The organism is Pedobacter sp. GW460-11-11-14-TSB4 (assembly GCF_059423705.1).
This window is the reverse complement of sequence record NZ_JBWKYI010000004.1, coordinates 184,301-209,835: the sequence shown is the minus strand read 5'-3', so window position 1 is coordinate 209,835 and position 25,535 is coordinate 184,301. Positions and strand designations below refer to the sequence as shown.

At 40.7% G+C, this 25,535-nt stretch carries 16 protein-coding genes; 15 read left to right on the top strand and 1 reads right to left on the bottom strand.

Going from position 1 to position 25,535, the window contains the following annotated elements:
• Positions 1–4 precede the first annotated feature (4 nt).
• The 11 genes from AC07YT_RS06435 (at position 5) to AC07YT_RS06385 (ending at position 17,220) form a co-directional block, all read left to right on the top strand.
• A complete protein-coding gene (locus AC07YT_RS06435; protein ID WP_494945235.1) occupies positions 5–1,786 on the top strand; it encodes a RagB/SusD family nutrient uptake outer membrane protein in 1,782 nt (593 codons plus the stop codon).
• Positions 1,787–1,811: 25 nt separating this feature from the next.
• Positions 1,812–2,651 carry an endonuclease/exonuclease/phosphatase family protein gene (locus tag AC07YT_RS06430; RefSeq protein ID WP_494945234.1) on the top strand — a complete coding sequence of 280 codons (840 nt, stop codon included), beginning with the start codon at positions 1,812–1,814 and terminating at the stop codon, positions 2,649–2,651.
• A gap of 147 nt (positions 2,652–2,798) precedes the next feature.
• The gene (gene abc-f, locus AC07YT_RS06425) at positions 2,799–4,433 is read left to right on the top strand and encodes a ribosomal protection-like ABC-F family protein (RefSeq protein ID WP_086545602.1); all 1,635 of its coding nucleotides are present in this window, start codon (positions 2,799–2,801) and stop codon (positions 4,431–4,433) included.
• Between the two features lie 443 nt (positions 4,434–4,876).
• Positions 4,877–6,022 (top strand): formylglycine-generating enzyme family protein, encoded by a 1,146-nt coding sequence (locus tag AC07YT_RS06420; protein ID WP_086545603.1) that lies wholly within the window; start codon positions 4,877–4,879, stop codon positions 6,020–6,022.
• A gap of 161 nt (positions 6,023–6,183) precedes the next feature.
• Complete coding sequence (locus tag AC07YT_RS06415) at positions 6,184–9,297, top strand: SusC/RagA family TonB-linked outer membrane protein (protein WP_086545604.1); 3,114 nt, start codon at positions 6,184–6,186, stop codon at positions 9,295–9,297.
• Positions 9,298–9,324: 27 nt separating this feature from the next.
• Entirely contained in the window at positions 9,325–10,845 is a 1,521-nt protein-coding gene (locus AC07YT_RS06410; protein ID WP_086545605.1) for a RagB/SusD family nutrient uptake outer membrane protein, read from the top strand.
• Between the two features lie 44 nt (positions 10,846–10,889).
• Entirely contained in the window at positions 10,890–13,205 is a 2,316-nt protein-coding gene (locus tag AC07YT_RS06405) for an arylsulfatase (RefSeq protein ID WP_086545606.1), read from the top strand.
• A 72-nt stretch (positions 13,206–13,277) separates the two neighbouring features.
• Positions 13,278–13,871 (top strand): hypothetical protein, encoded by a 594-nt coding sequence (locus AC07YT_RS06400; protein ID WP_086545607.1) that lies wholly within the window; start codon positions 13,278–13,280, stop codon positions 13,869–13,871.
• The gene (locus AC07YT_RS06395; protein ID WP_086545608.1) at positions 13,823–14,542 is read left to right on the top strand and encodes a hypothetical protein; all 720 of its coding nucleotides are present in this window, start codon (positions 13,823–13,825) and stop codon (positions 14,540–14,542) included. The genes AC07YT_RS06400 and AC07YT_RS06395 overlap by 49 nt, the downstream gene beginning before the upstream one ends.
• A 17-nt stretch (positions 14,543–14,559) precedes the next feature.
• Positions 14,560–14,871, top strand: coding sequence for a hypothetical protein (locus tag AC07YT_RS06390; protein ID WP_086545609.1), 312 nt, complete (start codon positions 14,560–14,562; stop codon positions 14,869–14,871).
• A gap of 150 nt (positions 14,872–15,021) precedes the next feature.
• A complete protein-coding gene (locus tag AC07YT_RS06385; protein WP_086545610.1) occupies positions 15,022–17,220 on the top strand; it encodes a polysaccharide lyase family 8 super-sandwich domain-containing protein in 2,199 nt (732 codons plus the stop codon).
• Positions 17,221–17,342: 122 nt separating this feature from the next.
• On the opposite strand, the gene AC07YT_RS06380 is transcribed toward AC07YT_RS06385, so the two are convergent.
• The gene (locus tag AC07YT_RS06380; protein ID WP_086545611.1) at positions 17,343–17,936 is read right to left on the bottom strand and encodes a GIN domain-containing protein; all 594 of its coding nucleotides are present in this window, start codon (positions 17,934–17,936) and stop codon (positions 17,343–17,345) included.
• Positions 17,937–18,285: 349 nt separating this feature from the next.
• Here AC07YT_RS06380 and AC07YT_RS06375 point away from each other — a divergent pair, with 349 nt between their 5' ends.
• The 4 genes from AC07YT_RS06375 (at position 18,286) to AC07YT_RS06360 (ending at position 25,530) form a co-directional block, all read left to right on the top strand.
• Entirely contained in the window at positions 18,286–19,326 is a 1,041-nt protein-coding gene (locus tag AC07YT_RS06375; RefSeq protein WP_494945233.1) for an adenylate/guanylate cyclase domain-containing protein, read from the top strand.
• Positions 19,327–20,085: 759 nt separating this feature from the next.
• The gene (locus AC07YT_RS06370) at positions 20,086–21,468 is read left to right on the top strand and encodes a glycoside hydrolase family 88/105 protein (protein ID WP_086545613.1); all 1,383 of its coding nucleotides are present in this window, start codon (positions 20,086–20,088) and stop codon (positions 21,466–21,468) included.
• A gap of 27 nt (positions 21,469–21,495) precedes the next feature.
• Positions 21,496–22,857: a TolB-like translocation protein gene (locus tag AC07YT_RS06365; RefSeq protein WP_494945232.1), complete on the top strand. Its 1,362-nt coding sequence runs from the start codon at positions 21,496–21,498 to the stop codon at positions 22,855–22,857.
• Positions 22,858–23,304: 447 nt separating this feature from the next.
• Positions 23,305–25,530: a fasciclin domain-containing protein gene (locus AC07YT_RS06360; protein WP_086545615.1), complete on the top strand. Its 2,226-nt coding sequence runs from the start codon at positions 23,305–23,307 to the stop codon at positions 25,528–25,530.
• Positions 25,531–25,535 lie beyond the last annotated feature (5 nt).

Here is a 25,535-nt window from a genome sequence, read left to right as displayed (position 1 = left end):
AGAAATGATGAAAAAACAATATATCTGGATTCTTTTGGCCTGCCTGAGTTTGGCCGCCTGCAAAAAGTTAGATCAGCAACCAGAATCAACAGCCTCTAAAAAAGCTGTTTTCGGTACAGAGAACGGACTAAAATTATATACCAACTCCTTTTATGGCATGGATTTTCTTCCCAAGAATTCTACCAGCCAGGATGCAATGTCCGATTATCTGGCCGTGAAGTCCGTTCCTGATTTTATCCGCGAGGGTGGTTTTGCCGCCAATAACAGCTCTGGCTGGACCTGGAGAGATTTAAGGAACATTAATTATTTTATCGAAAACTGTAACGATCCCGCCGTGTCAGCTACAGTTCGCAATAACTACCTGGGTATAGCACGTTATTTCCGTGCTTATTTTTATATGGAAAAGGTAAAGCGTTTTGGCGATGTACCCTGGATTAACAAGCCTTTAGATATTGACGACCCGGCATTAAATGCAGGCAGAAATAAAAGAGAACTGGTTATGGATTCAGTACTGGCCGATATCAATTTTGCCTGCGCCAATATTCTGGCCACCAACGATGCCAGCAGAACCACAATTACCAAATGGGTAGCCTATGCCTACAAATCCCGGATCTGTCTTTTTGAAGGCACGTACAGGAAATATCATACCGAGTTAAGTTTGGGTGCAACGGCAAACAAATGGCTGGAAGATGCTGCCTCAGCTGCCGACGAGATTATCAAAAAGGGTGGTTATTCACTTAATACAGCTGGAGGTGCGGGGGTATCTTATCGTCAGGTATTTACAAGCAATACACCGTTGGCAAATGAAGTGCTTCAGGCAGCTGTTGCTGATGTTAACCTTGGCGTATTAAATGAGGCCAATTGGTGGTGGACCAGTGGTACCTACGGTGCTAAAGCAAGTTTTACCCGCACCTTTATTAATACTTTCCTGAAACTGGATGGTACACCATATACCAACGATCCGGCTTATAGTACAATGCTTTTTAAAGATGAGGTGAAAAATCGTGATTTAAGATTGAAGCAAACCATCCGTTTAGGCGACTATAAAAGAATAAGCAGTGGGCAGCAAGTGCCTGCGCCGCCAGTTTTCTCTTATACCTTTACAGGTTACCAGCCGATCAAATACACACTTGATGATACTTACTTTGATGCAGGTGCCCTGAATACCAATGCAATAGCCTTATTTCGCTATGCAGAAGTATTGCTGAATTATGCTGAGGCAAAAGCCGAACTGGGTACTTTAACTGACGCGGAGTGGGCTTTGACCATCGGTGCACTACGATCGAGGGCTGGAATTACCGGAGGCTTAAGTATCAAGCCAACCTTTGCTGATCCTTATTTAACTACCAATTACTTTCCAGGAATTACTGATGCCACCTTACTGGAGATCAGGAGAGAACGTGGTATTGAGCTGAGCCTGGAAGGACTGCGTTATGCTGATTTATTGAGATGGAAAAGAGGCCCTTTGATGGAGCAAGAATGGAACGGTTTCTACGTGCCAGCTTTAAATACTCCTATGGATTTAAATGAGGATGGTATTCTGGATGTTGCATTTTATCAGGGAACACGCCCAACACCTGGAGTAGCAGGTGTAACTTATGTGGATGTTTCTGCAACCATTGGTGGTGCGGCCAATTCACAATTGTTGAAGAACGGTAGTTCTGGCGAACTTACCTGGATGAAAGAAATTCCACGAAAATGGAATGAGCGAAATTATTATTATCCAATTCCTTTAAGCGATCTTCAACGAAATCCTAACCTGAAACAAAACCCAGGCTGGGAATAATTACTGATTTAACAGATAAATAAAAATGAAAATAAAATTATTGTTGACTGCACTATTATTATCCTTAACTACATTGGTGGTGAAGGCGCAGCAGATTACCATTGGTACCTTTAATATCCGTTATGATAACCCTGCTGATTCAGGTAATTTATGGATAAACAGGGCGCCTGTTGTTGCTAACCTTATCCGCTTTCATAAGTTCGATGTACTTGGAATTCAGGAAGGTTTAAAAAACCAGTTGGATGATATTTCTAATGCCCTGCCAGAATACGCGCGGTATGGCAAGGGAAGAGATGACGGTAAAGATGGAGGGGAACATTCTGCTGTTTTTTATCGTAAAGATCGTTTTAAACTGCTTAAAAGTGGTGACTTCTGGTTATCTGAAAGCCCTGATCAGCCAGGGAAAGGATGGGACGCCACCTGCTGCAATAGAATTTGCTCATGGGTTTTCCTTGAAGATGTGCAAAGCAAAAAGAAGTTTTATGCCTTTAATGTACACTATGATCATCAGGGGGTTGTTGCCCGTAAAGAAAGCAGTAAACTAATCTTAAAAAAGATAGCTGAAATTGCCGGTGATGCACCAGCCTTGTTAACCGGCGATTTAAATGGGGGCAGAGACAGCGAATGGTATCAAAGAATCGCAACTTCAGGTGTTTTATCAGATACACATACAAAAGTTAAGTTTCCGTATGCCAATAATTCATCTTCAAATGGGTTCCGCACGCCACGTGGGCAAACCGTAATTGATCATATCTTTATAAGCAAACAATTTACAGCAACCAGGTGGGGCATTTTGACGGATACCTATTTTGGTAAATTTCCTTCAGATCATTTTCCGGTATTGGCCGAAGTTGAACTGAAATAGTCAAACTTCCTTAAAATTCCGGTACGGACTAATCATAAAAAAGGATCTTTTGAATAATCGTTCAAGAGATCCTTTTTTATGTATTAGATTCTGGCAAAAATTTAACCGCTTTCCTTTATCTTTGCCGCGAATTTAATATTCCCAATCGTGATTAATGTAAATAACATCTCCGTTTCATTTGGCGGAACCACCCTTTTTAGCGACGTAACCTTTTCGATAAATGAAAATGATAAAATCGCCCTAATGGGTAAAAATGGTGCAGGCAAGTCGACCATTCTAAAAATTATTGCTGATGTAGCTAAACCTACTTCTGGCAGTGTAACTGGTCCGAAAGAAGCCGTAATTGCCTATTTGCCACAGCACTTGCTTACGCATGATAACGTTACTGTTTTTGAGGAAACCATGAAAGCTTTTGCAGAGGTGAATCAAATGCAAAAAGAGCTTGATGAGCTGAACGAGCAGCTTACAATTCGTACCGATTACGAAAGCGACGATTATATGAAGCTGATCGAACGGGTATCAGAACTGAGCGAGAAATTTTATTCGATTGAAGAAACCAATTACGATGCAGAGGTAGAGAAAGTATTAAAAGGCCTGGGTTTCGAACGTAAGGACTTTACCCGCCAAACCGCTGAGTTTTCGGGTGGATGGCGCATGCGTATTGAGTTAGCCAAAATTTTATTAAAGAAACCGGATCTGATTTTACTGGATGAGCCGACCAACCACATGGATATCGAAAGTATTCAATGGCTGGAAGATTTCCTGATCAATTCGGCAAAGGCGGTGATGGTCATCTCACACGACCGTACCTTTGTAGATAACATTACCAATCGTACCATCGAGGTAACCATGGGTAGGATATACGATTACAAAGCCAAATACACCCATTACCTGCAATTGCGCGCCGAGCGTCGTGTACACCAATTAAAAGCTTACGAAGAACAGCAACGTTTTATTGCCGATAACCAGGAATTTATCGATCGTTTTAGGGGAACCTATTCTAAAACTTTACAGGTGCAATCGCGTGTAAAAATGCTGGAGAAACTTGAAGTCATTGAAATTGATGAAGTGGATACCTCGGCATTAAGATTGAAGTTTCCTCCCTCACCACGTTCAGGTCAGTATCCGGTAATGGTAGAAGAGCTGACCAAAACTTACGGCGATCATGTAGTTTTCGAAAAAGCATCAATGGTGATCGAGCGGGGAGAAAAAGTGGCTTTTGTGGGTAAAAATGGTGAAGGAAAATCGACCATGATTAAAGCCATTATGAACGAGATTGATTTTGAAGGTGGTTTAAAGGTAGGGCACAATGCTAAAATTGGCTATTTTGCTCAAAATCAGGCGGCTTTACTTGATGAGAACCTAACGGTATTCGAAACCATTGATCAGATTCCGTTAAGCGATGGCTCAATAAAAATCAAAGACCTTTTAGGCGCTTTTATGTTCAGTGGCGATGATACCACCAAAAAGGTGAAGGTACTTTCAGGTGGAGAGAAAACCCGTTTGGCCATGATCAAGCTGTTGTTAGAACCCGTAAATGTATTAATCCTCGATGAGCCAACCAACCATTTGGATATGAAAACCAAAGACATTATTAAAGATGCGTTGAAAGATTTTGATGGTACTTTGATTTTGGTATCACACGACCGCGATTTCTTAGATGGATTGGTACAAAAAGTATTTGAATTTGGCAATAAACGTGTTCGTGAACATTTTGAAGATATCAAAGGTTTCTTAGCCTATAAAAAAATGAATAGCCTGAAGGAAATTGAGCAAAGCTAAATCAGATTTCCAATAAAAATTTTGAAAGCAGTTCTGAAAAGGACTGCTTTTTTGTTTGAAGCGGATTTTTGAGTTTGTCAGTATATACCAGATTACCAGGTCAACTCACCAGCTTTTTCATTATAGTATTGGCAATTCTGTATTTTTTTAGGCCATTCTTTTTGCAAAATCCTTAATGTATCATGCTGATTATTTAATATTTATAATAAATCTACTATATCCATAGATAATATAGATATATTTATATATTTGCACTGTCAATGTTACACATAACGATATGAACCATCTTTACATTAACAAATCTACTCGACCTGATTTTAAGTTGAATGTTGTTTTAAGCCATGCTGAAACCTGTTGTAGAATAGATGCAGATTGTTGTATGTGCAGCTAACAACCAAGCGCTCGTCACAAACATTATTTAGTATATCCTTATTATCCCTTTTATGAATCTCCTTTTCAGGAAACTGGTAATCAGCTCTTTGGTTATTTTTCTGGCATGCCCTTTTTTGAACTTCAGGCAGGCATACCCGGTGGTTAAATCTCATCCGGTGGCTGATGCTGTTTTATCTTGCTGTTCAGCTAAGCTTCCAAACAGGTATGGAGTGAAGTTTACAACATTAAACCAGTCTAAAGAAAATACACCCGGTGTTGCGGTAAAGACCATCAGTGGAATGGTTTGGATAAAGGGCGGAAGTTATTTAATGGGGGGCGACGATAAGCAGGCACAGGCCGATGAATATCCGAAGCACCGGGTAAGTGTTAAAGGTTTTTATATTGATGTGACCGAAGTAACCAATGCCCAGTTTAAAAAGTTCGTCGATGCAACACATTATAAAACTACTGCTGAGCGCACGCCCGACTGGGAGGTGATCAAAAAACAGCTTCCGCCTAATACGCCTAAACCTGACCCCAGTTTACTCGTAAAAGCTTCGCTGGTTTTTAAGCCAAGTGTCAATAAGGTCGATTTAAATGATTATTCTCAATGGTGGGTATGGACCAAAAATGCGGATTGGAAACATCCCCATGGGCCAAAGAGCGATATTAAAAATAAAGATAATTACCCTGTGGTCCACATCTCTTTTGAAGATGCAATAGCTTATTGTAAATGGGCGGGAAAACGTTTACCAACCGAAGCGGAATGGGAGTGGGCAGCGAGGGGTGGACTCGAAAATAAAATCTATCCCTGGGGTAATGAAGCCCTCAACGCAGGCAAAGTGAAAGCAAACACCTGGGAAGGAGAATTTCCTAATCAAAACGCGAAGAAAGATGGCTACTATTATGCCGCACCGGTAAAGTCTTATCAGCCCAATAACTATGGGCTGTACGATATGGCGGGTAATGTATGGGAGTGGTGCTCAGATTATTACGATAGCCGGTATTATGCAAGTGCCAAAGTTTTCGATAACCCCAGAGGTCCGGCTAAATCTTTTGATCCTGACGATACTTTTGCCATAAAAAGATTGATCAGAGGTGGTTCCTTTTTATGTAATGCCAGCTATTGCTCCGGATATCGGGTTGCAAGGCGAATGAAAACATCAGAAGACAGCAGTCTGGAGCACCTTGGCTTCAGATGTGTAAAAGATAAATAACCAGATTCTTAACTATAAACCAAAACAAATGAAAATGAACTGCAGAAAATAAAAAAAGGGAAAAATTTTCATTTCTCCCTCCAAACTAAATAAATCTTCGAACCAGGTTCTCAATTGGCGTTGGCCCTGATTCAAATGGTAACTTAATTCTAAACAAAATTATGCAAAATTTCTATGAAGTACGTGCCCGGCGCACGCTTACTTCAAAATTTCCTACACAATACTTTAGGAAGCTATTCTCTGTTTCTTTCATCGGAAGAAAAAAAATAACCTTCAGCTTCCTGATTTTATTCTTGCTGCTTGTACTTTCAAAAAATGGGCATGCGCAAACCACTCCGCTTATTAATTCAACTTTAACCGGAACGGTTAGAGATGCCAGAACGGGTGAAACCTTACCAGGCGTAAATGTGGGCATAAATGGCACTACCCATACGGCACTAACAGATAATAATGGTATTTTTCGTTTCGTAACTGGACAAAAATTCCCCTATACGCTTACCATTAGTTTTGTAGGCTATAAAACATTGCAGGTAGTAGCCAACGGCTCGCCGCTTGAAGTAAAACTTGAGGAACAGGTAAATACACTGAACAATGTAGTGGTAGTGGGTTACGGAACGCAGAAAAAAAGCGACTTTACAGGTTCACTTTCCTCCGTTCCCACTGAACTGAAAGGCGTTCCGGTGGCCTCACCAGACCGGCTTATCCAGGGTGCAATTTCTGGTGCCCAGGTTACCCAATCCAGCGGACAGCCTGGTGGTGGCGTTTCGATCCGGGTGCGTGGTGGAACATCTATTAATGCGGGGAACGAACCCCTTTATGTAATTGATGGTTTCCCGGTTTACAATGGCGATGCATCAGTTGATGCCGGTATCACCAACGGACCGGCCATCAATCCACTTTCTGCAATTAATCCAGCCGATATCGAATCGATAGATGTACTTAAGGATGCTTCTGCAACTGCAATTTACGGCTCTCGTGGTGCAAATGGTGTAATTCTGATTACCACTAAAAGAGGCAGCAAAAACAGTTTTTCCATTAACTACAGCGGTTATTACGGTACACAAAAAGTGAGTAAGAATATAGGTGTATTGAATGCCAGGGAATGGGGAGCGCTAAAAAACGATGCCCTTACCGATGCGGGTAAAGCGCCCTTTTATACCCAGGCGCAGTTAGACCAGCTTGGAGAAGGAACCGACTGGCAAAGCGAGGCTTTCAGAACAGCACCCGTGCAGAATCACAGCCTTTCGATTTCGTCGGGCAATGAAAAAACACGTTTATTACTTTCTGGAAATTACTTCAAACAAGAAGGGGTAATTTTAAATACAGGTTTTGACCGGTATTCGGCAAAGCTAAATATTGATCATGAAGTAAACGCTAAATTCAAATTGGGGGCTTATCTGAACGGAAGTATAACCCATGCCGATGTGGCACCAAGCGGGATTGTGGCCAATATTCTTTCTATGGTACCCGTTGTTCCGGTAAAAGATGCTAATGGGAATTTTACGGCAAACAGTAGTTTTGGGGCAACGGTTGCAAACCCGATAGCTACTTTAAGCTTGCAGACCAACGAAACAAAAACCACCAGGTTTTTGGCCAACAGTTTTGGAGAATATACCATTATCGATGGATTAACAGCCAGGGTTTCTTTAGGTGCAGATATCATCAATAACAAACAGAACAGATACCTGCCATCTGCACTTTACGAAAGTCTGCCAGGTGGAAATGCATCAATAGGCGCTTTATCAACATTAAACTGGCTAAATGAAAATACAATTAACTACAAAAAAACAGTTAATGGAAAACATAGCTTCGATATCCTTTTAGGTAATACACAACAAAAATCGGTTACCGAGGTTTTTACCGCAGGTACTTCAAATTTTGTTAGCGATGCATTTAAATACAATAATCTGGCTTCCGGAACGGTGCTGGCAACCCCAACATCATTAAAAACAGAGTGGGCACTGCAATCCTTCCTTGCCCGTATCAATTATGCCTACGATAATAAATACCTTTTAACCTTAACGGCCCGCGCCGATGGATCTTCAAGGTTCGGTATCAATAACAAATGGGGAACTTTCCCTTCGGCAGCAATTGCCTGGAATGCCTCGAATGAGGGATTTCTTCAAGGCATAAAAGCCATTAGTTCGTTGAAATTCCGTTTTAGTGCGGGTGTAACCGGTAACCAGGAGATCGATCCATACCGATCACTTTCGCGCTTGTCGAGTTATCAATACACTTTTGCCAATACCCTGGTTAATGGTTTAGCCATAGCCAGTTTTGCAAACCCTGATTTAACATGGGAAAAAACAGCTCAATATAACTTTGGTATCGACCTGGAACTGTTTTCGGGCAGAATCCAGTTAACAACTGATGTGTATTATAAAAGAACTTCAGATTTATTGCTTGAAGTTCCGGTGCCCTATTCTTCAAGTTTGACCAGTGCATTTCAGAATTTAGGTGTAGTCAGGAACAAAGGGGTAGAGTTAGGACTGAAAACCATAAACTTCCAGGGCGATTTTAACTGGACAACCAACCTGATATTTTCTGCAAACAGAAATAAAATTATTACGCTTGGTGGCGCGCCTTATTTCTTTGTTACAGATCCGGCCAGTCCCACCACTTTACCAACCCAGATTATTAAAGTTGGCGAATCGGTCGGTGCATTTTACATGTACGAAACTGATGGTGTAAATCCTGCTACGGGCTTACAAAAGTACAAAGACCTGAATGGTGATGGTGCGATAACGCAGGATGCCGATCGCAAGATTGTGGGTAGTTCTCAACCAAAATTTTTGGCAAGCATAACCAATACTTTTAGGTGCAAAAATTTCGATTTGTCGGTTTTTTTCAATGCCTCGTATGGGAACAAAATCTTCAACTGGACGCGCGCCAACCTGGAGTTAGGAACTGGTTATACCGGTGCTGTAGCGACATTACTTGACCGCTGGACACCGACCAACCGGAATACTGATGTACACAAAGCCATCGAAAACCCGGCAGTAACTATTTCTGACCGCTTTGTGGAGGATGGCGCTTTCATCAGACTTAAAAATGTTTCTATTGGTTATAGCATTCCAGGCCGCTTACTCTCCAAATTGAAATTAAGTGCACTAAGGGTGTATGTCTCAGGTTCTAACCTTTACACGTGGACGAAGTATACTGGCTACGATCCGGAGGTAAGCACCAATGGACAGAACTCGATAAGCACGGGGATGGATAGGGCAGCTTATCCGAATGCAAAATCAATTCAGGGTGGCATCAGCCTAACGCTTTAATTTTTTCAAAATCTAATTTTTATTACGATGAAAATAAAATATTTACTGCTGGCAATTGCTGTTGCCAGTCTTTCAGCCTGCGTAAAACTGGATGAAAACCCAAAATCATTCATCTCGCCAGAGCAATTTTACAAAACAGCTGGCGATGCTGTTTCTGCTGTTAATGCCATATATTATCCAATGGTTGACAATAGCACAGGTGCTCAGCCGATATATAACCGGCTGTTTTATACAGGATTGGATTTCCTGACGGATGATCTGGATGCTGGTCCGGGCTCTCCCAATGCAGAAGTAAGGGCACTGGCCAAGTTAACCCATGCTTCTACAAATTTACGCATCCAACAAATCTGGACGGAACATTACGAGGGCATTAATAAAGCTAATATTGCCCTGGAAAGAATTCCTGCGATAGAAATGGATGGCAAACTTAAAAACCGCTTACTTGGTGAAGCCAAATTTTTGAGGGCCTTTTATTATTTCAATTTAGTCAGGCTTTATGGCGATGTTCCATTGCTGTTAAAAGACCAGACACAGTTGAGCATTGCTGAACTGCAGGTACCACGAACACCGAAAGAACAGGTTTATCTGCAGATTATCAATGATCTGGAAACCGCGGCCTCTTTATTCAAAGCGGGCTCAGGCGGTGAAGCAGGTCGTGCTACCGAAGGTGCTGCGGTGGCCTTGTTATCCAAAGTGTATTTAACCAGAAGAGATTGGGCCAATGCCGTGAAATATGCCGAAGCCGTAATTACAGGCAGTTATGGTTACGCATTATTTGATGATTATGCACAGGTTTTTCTTCCGGCATATAAAAATGGAAAAGAGCACATTTTTTCTGCACAGATAAAAGGAAGTACAATCAGCACCGGTCATTTAATTACCTCAAGTGATATCCGCTCCGGTGTTCCCGGATTAAAAGGATCCTACGGAAATCAATTGGCTTTTTATACCGTTGGAAGCGATAATTTTTTCAGTCTGTACAAACTTTATTCGGGAAAGGATAAAAGAAAGCGTGTATCATTTGTCACTTATTATACCAGTCCGACAGATGGTAAAAAGTATGCCACGATCAATGCACCAGGGGATTCTGTTCCTTTCATCAATAAAAACTGGGACCCTAATTATGCCAGCACCGGAAACTCTGATGCCAATATGAACATCTTACGTTTTGCAGAAGTGATTTTGATAGACGCTGAAGCTGAAAATGAACTTAACGGGCCAACAAGCAAAGCTTATACTTCAATTAACAAAATCAGGAAAAGGGCTGGCCTGGCCGATTTAACAACAGGATTAACCAAAGATCAGTTCAGGGATTCGGTTTATCTGGATCGCCGCCTCGAACTGGTAGGCGAATGCCACAGGTATTTCGATCTGATCCGTCAAACGGGAACCGAAGTTACAGGCGTTGGTCCTGAAGGGAAAGGGATTTTACTTAAAAACCTGAAGCTGGTTGGAAAAACGAATGTAGCTGCGCGACATTATTTATATGCCATCCCACAGGGTGAAATTGATAGAAACCCAAAACTTACCCAAAACCCAGGCTGGTAAGAAACAAATTTTTAGAAAACCATAAACTTTAAATGATACGTATTATGAAAAGGATACATTATAAGATTGCGGGAGCAGCTATTTTAATATCATCGATATTTCAAGCGGCATCTGCACAAACATCAAACCCATTAACATCCGATCAGGGTTTTAAAGGCAAAATTGGCAGAACAGCAGCCGAATCTCAGGAATATTTTCCCGAAAAGAAAAAAGCACCTGCTGGTGCACCAAATGTAATTGTATTTTTAATTGATGATGCCGGTTATGGCACATCGAGTGCTTTTGGAGGTTTAATGCAAACACCGGTGTTGGATAGTTTGGCCAATAATGGGTTACGTTATACTAATTTCCACTCTACAGGAGTTTGTTCCCCAACACGTGCTGCGCTGCTCACTGGCCGTAACCACCATTCGGTACATATGGGTACCTTAAATTACAGTTCGAGTGGTTTCCCGGGTTATGATGCAATTATGCCAGCCGATAAGGGAACAATTGCCGAAGTGCTGCACGAAAATAACTATAGCACCTTTGCTGTAGGAAAATATCATGTTGCGCCGATCAATGAAATTACAGCAATTGGCCCCTACGATAGATGGGCTGTTGGCCGGGGTTTCGATCACTTTTATGGATTTCAGCTGGGGCATACCGATCAGTATCATCCAAATCTTTACGAAGACACTAAAGTTGTTGATCCGGAACCAAATGGGAAACACCTGACCACGCTATTAGCTGACAAAGCGATCAACTATATTTCTAATCAAAAATCCATTGCACATGATAAACCTTTCTTCCTCTATTTTGCAACCGGTGCAATTCATTCTCCGCATCAGGTAGATAAAAAATGGAGCGATTTGTATAAAGGCAAATTTGATAAAGGCTGGGATTGGTACAGAGAAGAAGTTTTTGCCCGTCAGAAAAAACTGGGAGTAATCCCTGCCAATGCGGTGCTGCCCGATCGCGATCCTACGGTTAAAGCCTGGAATAGCTTATCGCCAGAGCAAAAGAAAGTATATGCCCGTTTTATGGAAATTTATGCGGGTTTCTTAACGCATGCGGATTACGAGTTTGGCCGCATTGTTAACTATGTAAAAGAAATCGGACAGGCAGACAATACGGTGATCCTGGTGAGTATTGGCGATAACGGATCAAGTCACAGCCCGGAGCATGGTAGTTTAAATGGTTATATCAGCTCACTGGATGAAGATAAACAAGTTGCAGCGTTATATAAAAACATTGATAAACTGGGTACAGAACACTCTTTTGAAGATGCACCCTCAGGCTGGACCCAGGCAACCAATACACCGTTCAGGTTATGGAAAGCAGACCCGAACAGTGAGGGCGGTACGCACCAGCCGCTTATTGTGTATTATCCGAATGGCCAGTTAAAAAAGGGCGATATCCGCGGTCAATACGGGCATGTAATTGATATTGCACCAACCATATATGAGTTAACAGGAGCAAAGGTTCCTGAAGTTATTAAAGGAAGTGTACAGAAACCGATTGAAGGGACAAGTTTGGTTTATTCATTTAAAGATGCCAATGCCGAAAACAGGCACAAAATTCAGTACTATGAGTTATTTGGAAAGCGGGCCATTGTGAAGGACGGCTGGAAAGCTTCTGTTTTTCATAAATCCGGAAGTGATTTTAATCAAGATGTATGGGAGCTTTATAACCTGAATGACGATTTTAACGAACGTATTAACCTAGCTGCAAAATACCCTGAAAAAGTAAAAGATTTACAGGCACTTTTTGAGCAGGAGGCCATTAAGTATAATGTATTTCCATTAAATGATAATGCACTCGGCCACAGCGTCGGCGGAAGAGCCCGCAGTCCTTTTGGTCTTGATAAAAAGGTGGTGCTTTACCCGGGTATTGAGCAGTTTTTAACCCTTAGCGGACCACAGTTCCAGAACGATGCATTTTCAATTACTGCAGATGTTGATATCAAATCGGCAGGAGCACAAGGAGTTTTATTTGCTACCGGCTCTGAATTTGAAGGTTTAAGTTTATTTATTAAAGATGGCAAATTTGTAGTGGCACATAACACAGGCAGCATTGTTAAGTATCTGGAATCGAATGTTCCGGTTTCAGTTGGCAAATCAAAACTGAAGTTCGAATTTAATTTCACTGCGCCGGCTCACGAAAGTAAAGATAAAAATGCACCTGCAGGTACTGAGGCGATTTATATCAATGATAAAAAGGTAGGCGAGCGCAATGTTGTTGCTGCAGAAGGTAGAATTGCAATATATAAAGATGGGATCGACGTAGGTGCAGACAGAAATTCGACTGTAACCGATCGTTACAAAGCACCCTTTAACTTTACGGGAAAGTTAAACAACATCACTATTGAATATAAATAAGACGATAAATAACAGGCTGCCATCTTTTGGTAGCCTGTTTTGTTTTACTACAATTTCTCAAATCGATATCAAATGAAAATAATACTCAGAATTTTTATGCTCGCTGTTTTGGCAAAAAGCACATGGGCACAAGATAAAGCCGGTGATCCTATTTTTAATGGCAATAAATTGTTCGCCGATGTAAAGCAATACGTTGACTTTGGGATTCACAGAACTGCGACAGATGGCGATAACCAAACATCGGCATGGCTGAAAAATAAACTGGATAAATTAGGGTATAAAACCGAATACCTTTATTTTCCGGTGAAGCAGTATTTTTTGGAAAGCGCTTCACTACAAGTAAAAAATAAAGTATTAAATGTATTTCCGCTTTGGCCTGTTGCCCAGGCCAATGTGTCTTTAAATGCGGTTTTAGTTGATGCAGATAAGAACAAACAGTCAGTTTCGGGAAAAATTGCCATCATCAGATTAAAAAAAGAAGACCGTCAATACATTGACCGTTTAGAAAAACTCGATCGCTTTAATGATTTGATTGCCCGGCATGCCAGTGCTATAATTTTGATTGTGGATAATGAAGCAGGCCAAATAGCTGCTTTAAATACCCAACCAAATGCATCGTGGAAAATTCCTGTGGTCAGATTGCACCAAAAGATACCGCACAGTTAATCAGCGGTGCCACAGCTTCCCTTCAGATTAAAGGCAGTTTAAAAGATGTACAGGCACGTAACGTAATCGCCAAAATTGGATCTGGCAAAAAAGAAGTCATTGTTTCTACTCCAATTAGCGGCTGGTTTACCTGCGGTGGAGAGCGCGGACCTGGAATTGCAATTTTTAATGCCATCGCCGAATGGGTAAGCGTTACCAAACCACCGTATACCTTTGTTTTTATCGCAAATTCATCTCACGAACTGGAAGATCATAGGGGAACTCATGTATTTATTGATAAAAGGGCACCAAAACCAGAAAATGTCAGGCTGTGGGTGCATTTTGGTGCGAGTTTTGCCATAAACGCATATCAAAAAACAACTGACGGAATAAAGAAACTTGATGCTGTTGATCCTAAGAGGAGGGTTTATTATAGCTCAAATATGGAGAATACAATCCATAAAGCCTTTGATAACAGACCGATCGCTCAGCTGAAGGATGTTGCCTTAGGAGAGCTTAGTGTAGCCAAAAAATACGGGTACGCTTCTTATTTCGGTTTTGTTGGGGCCGATTTTAATCCTTATTTTCATACCCCAGTTGATGATGAGACCGCAACATCGCCAAAAATATTAGAAGAAACGGCTTTACTGATCAGGAATGCAATTGAATTAGAATTGGCAAATCACTTGTAATGAAATTTAGATGATTTATGGAAAATAAGATAGATGAAATGCTAACAAAATATAACCTGAATACGGAAGATAGCATTTTATCTATTTTGGAAGATTTTAGAGATGAAAATGAGGTTCGCGAATATTGTATGAGGGTTTTACAGGCCTATCCTGACCTGAAAAAAGAAGACTGGATAATCGGAATGGAAGGGGGGGACTACATTTACAGTTTTGAGGGCAATTTTATTTTTATCACCGATGATATCTGGAGTTTTAATTTAGTGGCCAAAAAGCCTGTATTGGAATTATTGGCAGAGAAAATGAGATTGTTGAGGCAATCAACGCTTTGAAAGAAGAGGAAAGATAAAACAGTTTAATTTTATGGTGTTTTGCCTTACTTTATCTGGTGGTAATTAAGAAATCAAACACTCCATCATTCCATAGGCTAGCATATCCTTTACCAATTCGGTATTAGCAAGCGAAAATTTATATTTGCCGATATGAAGAAGCCCGTTTTTTTAGTTTTCTTATTTATACTCGGCTCAACTTTTTTTAGCCATACAAAAGCGCAATCCGTATTCCAAACCATATTACAAAGGGTTCATCAGGAGCAAATTGATGACGTAAAGGATATAAAAAGCCTGGACAAACGGGTGGAAGATAATCTGGCAGGTTTAAATCTAAAGAGTGGAAAATGGGAATCTATAAATTATGCAGATTATAAACGCATCAAGCCAGGTTGGTTACCTGTATTGGAAAGGATAAGGACCATGACATTAGCTTATTCATTTCCTAAAAGTAGTTATTATAAGAATAAACAGATTTTTGAAGCCATACATAAAAGCCTGAGTTATTTCATTAATCATAAACCTTTGCCTTATTGCGATAATTGGTATCAGCAGGGTATTACGCGTCCACAAACTTTAGCTTTAAGCCTTGTCAATATGAGGTTTGGCGAGTCGCCCCTAGATGGTGAGTTGGAAAAAAATACGCTGGCTGTAATTTGCAAAGATACTTCCGTTACCAGTATCGGACGGAATAACCCTATGCACAGGTTTAATTTTGGAGCCAATAAAGCCCAGATTGCGATGGGCTGGATATTTATAAGTGCTTTGCTAGCGAATGAAAAAATGTTAGAAGTGGGGGTGAAAGAGGCTTACTTGCCCATTCAATACACCACTGGAGAAGGAATTCAATATGATCTTTCTTACGATATGCACTATGGGTATCTGTACAATGGTGGATATGGAGTGGAGTTTATGACAAGTGTGGTTAAATCTGCTGCTTATACTTTTGGAACCAAGTATGCGCTGAAAGGTGAGAAACTGGATCTATTTCGAAAATTTATATTGGAATCAATATTTGGCGTTATCCGTGGGAAGTGGATGGATTGGAATGTGATGGGTAGGGGTATTTCGCGTATTGGTGCAATACAAAAAGACTACTCTTCATATCTCGAAAAGTTGGAGCAGATTGATCCACAGGGAAAGGAACAATATAGTGCTATTAGAAAAAGGATGAAAGGTGAAGAACCTGTTTTCTTCAAAGTGGAACCCTTCCACCGTCATTATTGGAATACTGATTATACGGTGCACACCCGGCCTTCATACTTGATGTCGATACATGCTGTTTCAAACAGAAAGTACTCACAAGAGATTGGCAATCTGGAGAATCAGAAAGGATTTTGGGGTTCAGAAGGAACCATGAACCTTCAATTGAAAGGGAATGAATATTACAATATATTTCCACTATGGAATTGGACCAAACTACCTGGCACTACACTGCCAGATACTTTGCCTACCATTAAAGATAAGGCGCCAGGTGTAGGAGATAGGAGAGGAACACATTCCTTTTCAGGAGGAGTGTCTGATTCAAGCTACGGAGCTACCGCTTATGTAATGGATAATGATCTATATACCTCAGCAAAAAAATCCTGGTTTATGTTTGATGATGAAATTGTATGCTTAGGAGCAGGTATCAAGTCAACCCTGCCTTATCCGGTTGCCACTACTTTAAATCAGGTAATGCTTTCTGGAAATGGACTAACCATATGCGCTGGTAGTCGTGTTACCCGATATCAAAAAGGCATCAACCTAACTTTTAAAAATCAGGTAGAATGGGTATTGCATGATCATGTAGGATATGTGTTTCCTCAAGGGGGCAATGCACATCTATCTGCTGAAAACAGGATTAGTGATTGGGCAGGGGTGAGTATGACTGGTGAAGAAGCTAATAAAAAGATAGAGCAGAAATCTGTTTTTCAGTTAAGCTTACAGCATGGTATTCGTCCTGAAAATGAGAAATACGCCTATATCCTAGTGCCGGCTATCAAAAATTCTATTGAAATGAAACATTACCTTGAAAGGAAAAATGTTACAATCAAGTTCAATAACGAAAAGCTCCAGGCGGTATATCATAATAAATTGAAGATATGGCAGATGGTATTTTATGCGGGAAATATGTCTTTTAAGGATGATGAAATTAATTTATCAACAGATATTCCATCAATTTTAATGCTTAAAAAAATAGAGAAAGGAAAATATCAACTTTATGTTGCAGATCCTTCCCATCTTTATGAAAAAATGAAGGTTAGCCTTAAGATAAGCGGGGGCGATACGCAGACGTTTGACTTAGATCTGCCGCTGAAGCAATATGCTGGTCAGACTGTATCGATTGTTGTAAATTCCGAACATCTTTAATATTTTCTATATCTGAAATAATAATATTAGGTTATCAGATAGCACTACTGGAATCCATTAGGCCTTCCAGTAGTGATCGTCAACTGTTTTCTAAATTAATTAATCCAGTTTTTTTAATCAAGCTAAAGAACCAACGCAGCAATTTCTTCCCCGGTTCCCACCTGGGTGACCTCCGTTTGGACGGCAGCAAAACGATCGATGGTTAAATTTGGTGCTTTACCCATCACGAGTGTATGGCGATTGGTGTTGCCTTTGAGTTTTAAAGTACTATTGTCGAGAATTTCAGTATATAAGCCTTCACTACTGCTGTCGATATCGGCAAAGGCATTTCCCTTAAGAATAATCTGGAGATATTTAGTACTAAGCTTTGCTTCTGTTCTCACTACAGCGTTTTGATCAGCCTCAATGCGGTAGATGTCATTTACATAAATAATAAGTTTACACGTTTCTTTATTGAGGCCGGTAATGCGTAACACTTCGCCCTGCTGCATAACTTTCACACTTCCAGCGTTATCATCTGCAAAGAATATTCCGATGGCGCGCCGCTGCACCAGCATCACTTCTACATTGCCCTTGATCACAATCCTCCTGAAGTTTTGAATCTTATTGAGCACTGTTTCTGTTTTTTCTGTAGCCCTTGAGTGGTTTGGAAAGCTAACTGTTAAGGTAAGTATGGCAGATGCCATGGCGATTAGCGTTTTAATTGAGGTTTTCATGGTGTTTTTTATTTAAATGTTAAAATTTGTTGAGCTTATGATGGCGTGCTAATAAAAATCAGCTTTACCGGCATTTCAGTTTCAGGGTTAACCAAGCGGATGCCAAAAAGAAAATGTCTGCTTAAGCGCGCTATAATGCGTTTTTTTTATTTAATGCTGATTGCGGCATGTTCATTTTCGAACAGTGCTTGTGCGGGAGCGAACAGTTTTGATGTACAGGCACCTGAATGAAGCTGGGATCTTTTTATGGGTATTATTCAATCGTTAAGCACAGCCATATCAGATTATATTCATTATTTTAGTAGAACCTTAGGGTATATTGAATCAGTTGTTTTGAATAAAAATCACGATGTCAGTAAAAATCAATCGCCAGACACAGCAGAAACTTCAACAATTATTCATCATTATCCTGGCCTGGATGATGACTGGGGTTGTAATTGCGGTTTTTGAAGATCTTGTGCTGCATACCCGAAATTCTTTAGGACCCGTTCCAGGTTATACCTTAGTTTCTTCTATTTTACTCAATGCAGTTATTGGCCTTTTTGGCGCGCTGTTAGGAGGGAGTTTGCTTGTGTTTTTTGTAAATGTAAAATATAACGATAAGCCTTACGGTTATACCCTTCTTATTGTAGCCGGATCATTTTTATGCGTGATTTTGATTGTAAACGAGTTACTGAGCCTCTATGAATTGGGCGATTCGAAAAGATTTTTGAAAAACGGATTGGTGTGGGCCATTGTGGTTTCCATTACGCAGTTGCTGCTTCAGATAAACAGTAAATTTGGACAAGGGATTTTCTGGGATATCATCAGGGGAAAGTACAATACACCTAAGGAAGAATCACGGATTTTTATGTTTCTCGACTTAAACTCATCCACCTCCATTGCCGAAAGTCTCGGCGATAAAAAATACCATGAATTACTAAAAGATATCTTCATCGATATTACCAATCCTATTTTAGAAAACAGGGGAGAAATATACCAATATGTAGGCGACGAGGTGGTAATAGCCTGGCGTTATGATGAAGGATTAAGGAACAATAAATGCATCAATTGTTTTTTTGATATTAAAGCGCATCTGTTACTGCTCAGGAATAAATACCATGAAAAATATGGTTTATTGCCAGCTTTTAAAGCCGGTATTCACTGTGGCAAAGTGATAGCGGGAGAAGTTGGAATTATAAAGCGTGATATTACCTATTCGGGCGATGTGCTGAATACCACTTCAAGAATCCAGAATATGTGTAAGGAGTTTAACCAGGAAATGCTCGTATCCATCGCGCTGGCTGAAGAACTCCAGTTAACAGACCATTATACTACCCAGCTATTAGGTGCAATTAAACTCCGTGGAAAGGAAAAAGAAATGCAGTTAGTGGCTGTTCAGCCTGTTTAATATGCCCTGGAGCATAAATATAACCCTTTCAAATAGGTTTCTTGATTATTGTCAAACAGATTATAATTTGCAATGAACGAATTTAACGGGATTGTATTATTTTTGTTGCAGCATGAATTAATTGTCTATCCATTCATGTAGGTAGGATTTGTTTAATTTGTGATGACTTTAAACAAAGGAGAGGGTGAGCATGAAGAATGTTTACCCTTTTTTATTTTAATCCGTAACTAAAACCCTGCTAATTTCAGACGTATCCTTAAGACACAACGTTTTTTCTTTGATTTCCTATGCATTTTGCTAGCTACTTGAATAAACCACAGGTTTTACCGAAGCACGCGGTCAATCCCAAGTGGCAGAAAAATCAAAAAAACAGCTGCAGAATAGAACAAATAGCACCATCAAACCTTAAACGCAGTGGTTTTGTGTTCAATAATCATAATCCTCAGCTTTTCAAAGGTATTGAACACAAAACGAAGTGCCGCTGTTTTTTTGATGAGACTGGGGCAGTGAGAAGCCACCTTGCTGGATTGACAAAGCGCTTTGGGTACTTTGGCGCTCCAAAGTACCATGCCCCGCGGCAAAGAGCGGGAAAAAAAATCAACATTTGTGCGTAACGTAATAATTTCTTTACGGAAGAAGCAGGACAGAGCAGGTCGCTTCTTTTTTTAAATTATTATAGATTGGCTTGATTAACCATTTATAAACCCATATATGTTTTGTTCCCGTTTGGGAATAATGATATAGTTTAAGCCATCCACTATGTTTGTTTTTACCCATCTGATTAAACCTCCAGGATTTAAAATATTATTCCTTGCTACTGCCGTATGCACTGCTGTGCCTGCTTTTGCACAATATGTTGAACATAAAGGTAATGATGTTACCGCGCCGCTACATTTACTGAAACCGGCTTATGTTACACCTTATGGCGAGACAAAAATGGCAGATATTAAAGTATCGCTTGATCGGGTTTATAACTATCTGGATAAAACTACTCCTTTCGAACTGATCGATAAGGTTTCGGGAAAGGTGATTTCGGATTTAAAGAAAGCCGATTCCAGTTCGATATTTAAGCCTGGAGACTACCGTTTAACGAGTTACGAGTGGGGCGTTACCTATACGGGTATGTTAGAGGCTGCTGCCGCCACCGGAGATCGGAAATTTAAGGATTATACGGTTGAGCGCGTCAATTTTTTGGCAGCCGTTGTTTCCGCTTATCAAAAGTATTTAAAAACAAATAAAGGGGCTGTAACGCCCGTTCGTTCGGTAATAGATCCGCATGCATTGGACGATGCAGGTTCTATTGCGGCTGCAATGATCAAAGCGCAACGAACAGGTGAGGTAAATGCGGATCTCCGTCCGGTTATTGATCATTATTTAAATTATATCATGACCAAAGAGTTCCGTTTGAAAGACGGCACACTGGCCAGAAACAGGCCACAACCCAATACCTTATGGCTTGATGATCTCTACATGAGCCTGCCGGCTATTGCCCAGATGGGCGTGTTAACTGGTGAAGCTAAATATTTTGATGAGGCGGTGAAACAATACAGATTGTTTGCAGAACGGATGTTTAACCCCGAAAAAGGATTGTATATGCATGGCTGGGTTCAGGATATGGATCCTCATCCCCAGTTTCACTGGGGGAGGGCCAATGGCTGGGCACTTATGACCAAAATAGAATTGCTGGATGCTTTACCTGCAAACCATCCCGACAGACCTTACCTTTTGAAAATGTTAAAAGCACATGTAAAAGGTTTGGCGGCTTTACAGAATGGAACAGGCTTTTGGCATCAGCTTTTAGATCGTAACGATTCTTATTTGGAAACTTCAGCTACTGCTATTTATAGCTATTGCATTGCCCGTGCGGTAAACAAAGGCTGGCTTGATGTTAAGGCTTATGGCCCCATGGCACTGCTGGCCTGGAATGCGGTGAGTACTAAAATAAATGCAAATGGCCAGGTAGAAGGTACTTGTGTGGGCACGGGCATGGGCTTCGATCCAGCGTTTTATTATTACAGGCCTGTAAATGTTTTTGCTGCGCATAGTTATGGCCCGGTGCTTTTGGCAGGAGCAGAAACTTATCGTTTGCTACAGCAGCACCCTTTTGTCATCAACGATAGTTCAGTACAGATGTATAAATAAGAAAGACCGCTTTTAATCAAAATAACGATGAAATATACCTCCTGTTCCTTTCTCCTAACCGTTTTTACCTGCATGTTTGTATTTAATTACTCCCCTGGTTACGCACAGATGGGTAAACGTTTTCCTTCGGAAAGAAAAGTGCTTAAAGATCCCGTTACAGGTGTTGTACTGACTTTTCTAACCAGTACGCCTGCCGGAGATTCGAAAATTTATCAAACGCATAACCAGTGGACTGCTGACGGGCAATGGCTCATTTTTCGGTCGGGCAGGGTTAAAGGCGAGGCAATGGCTGTAAATGAGCAAACAGGAGACCTGGTTCAGGTGACCGAAGGTGGTTATACCGGAATGTTGAATGTGGCCAGAAAATCGATGAAGCTCTATTTTATGCGGAATGTGGATTCGAATAAACGCGCAGGCGGCGCAGTGAAAATTGTAGAGGTAGATCTGGCGAAGGTATTTGCAGATAGTAAATCTGGCAAAATGAAATCCTTATCCACTTACGAGCGCATTTGTGGAACTACGCCCGAAGAAATTGCTGCAGGTGGCGATATGGCGCTTGATGGCGACGAAAACTGGGCTTATTTCAGGGTGGGTAAAGAAGAAGCGGCTAAACATCTTGTAGCAGGAACTAAACTGGAACCGAACTTCGGACCACGGAAAATGGGCGCTGGTCCTGCGGGTATTGCAGGGATGAATATATATACCGGCGAAATCAAATATGTAGTTTCCGTTCCTTTTCAGGTAGGGCATATACAAACCAATCCCTGGCTTGCCGGCGAAATTGTTTTTTGTTGGGAAACCGGAGGGAAATCGCCGCAACGAACCTGGACGGTAATGGCTGATGGAACGGGATTACGGCCGCTATATCCGGAGGCTGATTATGAATGGGTTACCCACGAGGCCGTAATTTCGCGCGATGAGGTAGCCATGGCCATTATGGGGCACAGGCCTATACCTGGAACGGGTGCTGTATCTGCTCCGCAAACCGGGGTAAATGGCGCTAATCCGGGGCAGGAAAATGGCTGGGGACCATCAGGTACCCGAGAAAAACCCACCGGGCTGGCGATTGTAAATTTAAGGACAAGGGAAATGAGAATTGAAGGGCAAACGCCAACAGGTAGCGGGCTTTGGCATGTTAGCGGTTCGCCAGACGGTAAATGGGCGGTTGGCGACGATTTTTCGAGGAGCATTTATCTCATTAACAGGAAAACGCATGAAATGAAATTGCTCTCGGCAGGACATAAACAAAGCGCTGCAGATCATCCGCATCCTACCATGAGTCCGGATGGTAAAAAAATCGAAATTCAGTCTGCGATGTTGTCGAAAGACAACCGATCGATGAATATCTGTGTGATTGCCATACCAGAAGCATGGATGAATACCAAATAGCTTTAAAACCCAGCAGTATTTCATTAGATAATACTTCACAGCCCATTGGATAATAACCTTGTATTTTGTCTTATTTCTTGTACTCTTCATATTTTTTTTGACCATTAATACTGTTGTTTATTTTTTTTTAAAGGCACTCAGCCTTACTTAAAACGATTTATGTGTAGTGTAGGTGGATATAATCTTTTTATGATAATATTTTATAGTAAAAAGACAGGATAGTACAGGATGGGAGTTTTAATCGACCTTTTTATATTTAAGAAATAATTCACTAACCAAATAACTTTTTAACCAACTATTTAATTAACGAACGTTAATACGATTCTATGCAGTAAAAATCTACTCACCCCTTTAAGTCAGTTTTTGCATTTTTTAATTTCTAATTGATTTAGATCCATAGCTTTTTATTGCCCAGTATTTAATGGCCGTTTATCCAATGAAATTGCTATGAGTAAAATTTTACAAAAATTTTTAATCGTTAATTTGACGATTATATTCATTCTCAGCGCTTGCCGGAAAAAAGAATTTGATGAGTTCTATGGCCGTCCTGAAACATTAGCCGATCCAATTTATCAACAACTCCAGGCCAAAGGAAATTTTACCAGATTTTTAGATTGTATAGATAAATCGGGCTACAAAGAAACCTTGAGTACGGCGGGTTCGTGGACGGTTTTTGCACCAACAGATGCGGCTTTTACCACCTACATGTCTGAAAATAACTTAACCGAAATCAATGCAACACTGGCTTCGGCAATTGTACGTTATTCGATGACTTACGATGGAGAGAAGGTAGAACGTTTAAGCGATAACTTAACATCAAAAGGTTTCGTTAAAAATGTTGGTTTCAGGCGACGTACCGTTTATTACGATTTTGTTTACGATGGCGTAGATAACGATGGTAAAGCGATAAAGGTAATTGCGGGAAACCGTAACGGAACTTATTTATCAACCGATTTCAATAATAAAAACCTGCCCTTTTTTCTAACACCCTTCGTCACTTTTGCAGGCATTAGTGCGCTAGACTATAACTATTTTTATCCCAATACAAGCTTTACCGGAAAAAATGTTGGCCCTGGGAAAATTATCGAACAGGATATTGTGGCCGAAAATGGCGTAATCCATATCGTAGATAAGGTACTTACCCCACCACAAAGCATCGATCAGTATATCGGCACTAAGGCACAATATGGTGCTTTCAAATCCCTTTTAGATAAATACGTAAGCTATAATTTAAATACTGATATTACCCATCGCTACCAGGTGTTAACCGGAAAAAGCGATAACGTTTACGCTAAAAACTATAGCATACTGCTTGGTTTTTCGCCCAACAACGAAAATTATCTGAAAGAAGACGCCAACGATGCACAGATAGGTATGTATACCATTTTTGCACCAACTGATGAGGCGGTAGAAGCTTATGCAAAGGTGCTGTTAAAATATTATGCAAAAAACAGGTTACAACCCGGAAATTATAAAGCACAGCTGAACGAACTGTTTTCTTTACGGTCAGACATCATCAGGGATTTTATCAACTCCCATTTATACAGAACGACCGTATGGCCAAGCAAGTTTAATACGGTTAACAGCTTTTTAGGCGAGGCCACTAAACTTACGCCTGCAAATGTGGTAGACAAACAGTTTTTAAGTAACGGATTGTTTTACGGCGTAAATGCGGCCCAAAATGCCAACGTATTTTCAACCGTTTACGGAAAAGTAAATTTAGATCCTACCTATTACATTATGAAACAGGCGCTTGATGTATTGGGTTATGCCATTCCGATTAAAACAGCTTCTTTAAAATATATTGTTATCCCCATTCCTGATGCCACATTGGTTAGTTTAGGATTCTCATACGATCCCTTTTATCCTTCATCACCCATCAGGGGCGATCTGAATGTTTTAAGGCGATTGTTGCAAACACATATTATCCCGCTGGGCGATCGTGCCGTACCAAATTTTGCCACCACAGCTGGCATTTTAGAAACTTCGGGTGGCGAATACATTAAGTACAATAATGGTTTTTTCTCTTCAGCAGGTACAGAAGATTTGCCAGCGGTTGCCGATAAAAGTATTAAGATCGATTCGGTTGCTACAGCAGTTAACGGCGCTGATGCTTATGCAGCCAAAGTACTGATGTATACCGTACTTCCGGTAAGCAAGCATATCGAAAAATACGGAACTTTAACAACCGATCCTTATTATTCCTTCTTTCAATATCTTAAAAATAACCTAACCCTTTACACTGCGGCAACAGGTGCTATCCAGGGGGTTACAGATGGAACTTCTTACACCGTTTTTATTCCAACAAATGCGGCTATACAAGCTGCGGTAACCGCTGGGTTATTACCGAAATTAGCCAACGGAACGCCAAACTATGCGCCAACAGATGCCGCAGACATTAGCCGGGTAGCCAAATTTATCCAATACCACATTATTAAAGGTACGGTAGCCAGTGATGGACAGAAAACGGGCTCTTTTGAAAGTTTGCTTAAAAACGATTCGGGTGATGCAGCCAAGGTTACGGTATCCACCAATACCACTAATACACTCACACTAAGAGATGTAACCAATACTTCTGTGAATGTTTTGCTCGGTACAACCGATAGAAGCAACGTATTATCTAACAGAACGGTTATCCACCAAATCAATTCTTATTTAAAATATCAATTCTAAACCGA

Coding starts and splice junctions, on each gene's coding strand:
- AC07YT_RS06435 (WP_494945235.1), top strand. CDS start 5: ATGATGAAAAAACAATATATCTGGATTCTTTTGGCCTGCCTGAGTTTG.
- AC07YT_RS06430 (WP_494945234.1), top strand. CDS start 1,812: ATGAAAATAAAATTATTGTTGACTGCACTATTATTATCCTTAACTACA.
- AC07YT_RS06420 (WP_086545603.1), top strand. CDS start 4,877: ATGAATCTCCTTTTCAGGAAACTGGTAATCAGCTCTTTGGTTATTTTT.
- AC07YT_RS06415 (WP_086545604.1), top strand. CDS start 6,184: ATGCAAAATTTCTATGAAGTACGTGCCCGGCGCACGCTTACTTCAAAA.
- AC07YT_RS06410 (WP_086545605.1), top strand. CDS start 9,325: ATGAAAATAAAATATTTACTGCTGGCAATTGCTGTTGCCAGTCTTTCA.
- AC07YT_RS06405 (WP_086545606.1), top strand. CDS start 10,890: ATGAAAAGGATACATTATAAGATTGCGGGAGCAGCTATTTTAATATCA.
- AC07YT_RS06400 (WP_086545607.1), top strand. CDS start 13,278: ATGAAAATAATACTCAGAATTTTTATGCTCGCTGTTTTGGCAAAAAGC.
- AC07YT_RS06390 (WP_086545609.1), top strand. CDS start 14,560: ATGGAAAATAAGATAGATGAAATGCTAACAAAATATAACCTGAATACG.
- AC07YT_RS06385 (WP_086545610.1), top strand. CDS start 15,022: ATGAAGAAGCCCGTTTTTTTAGTTTTCTTATTTATACTCGGCTCAACT.
- AC07YT_RS06380 (WP_086545611.1), bottom strand. CDS start 17,936: ATGAAAACCTCAATTAAAACGCTAATCGCCATGGCATCTGCCATACTT.
- AC07YT_RS06375 (WP_494945233.1), top strand. CDS start 18,286: ATGTCAGTAAAAATCAATCGCCAGACACAGCAGAAACTTCAACAATTA.
- AC07YT_RS06370 (WP_086545613.1), top strand. CDS start 20,086: ATGTTTGTTTTTACCCATCTGATTAAACCTCCAGGATTTAAAATATTA.
- AC07YT_RS06365 (WP_494945232.1), top strand. CDS start 21,496: ATGAAATATACCTCCTGTTCCTTTCTCCTAACCGTTTTTACCTGCATG.
- AC07YT_RS06360 (WP_086545615.1), top strand. CDS start 23,305: ATGAGTAAAATTTTACAAAAATTTTTAATCGTTAATTTGACGATTATA.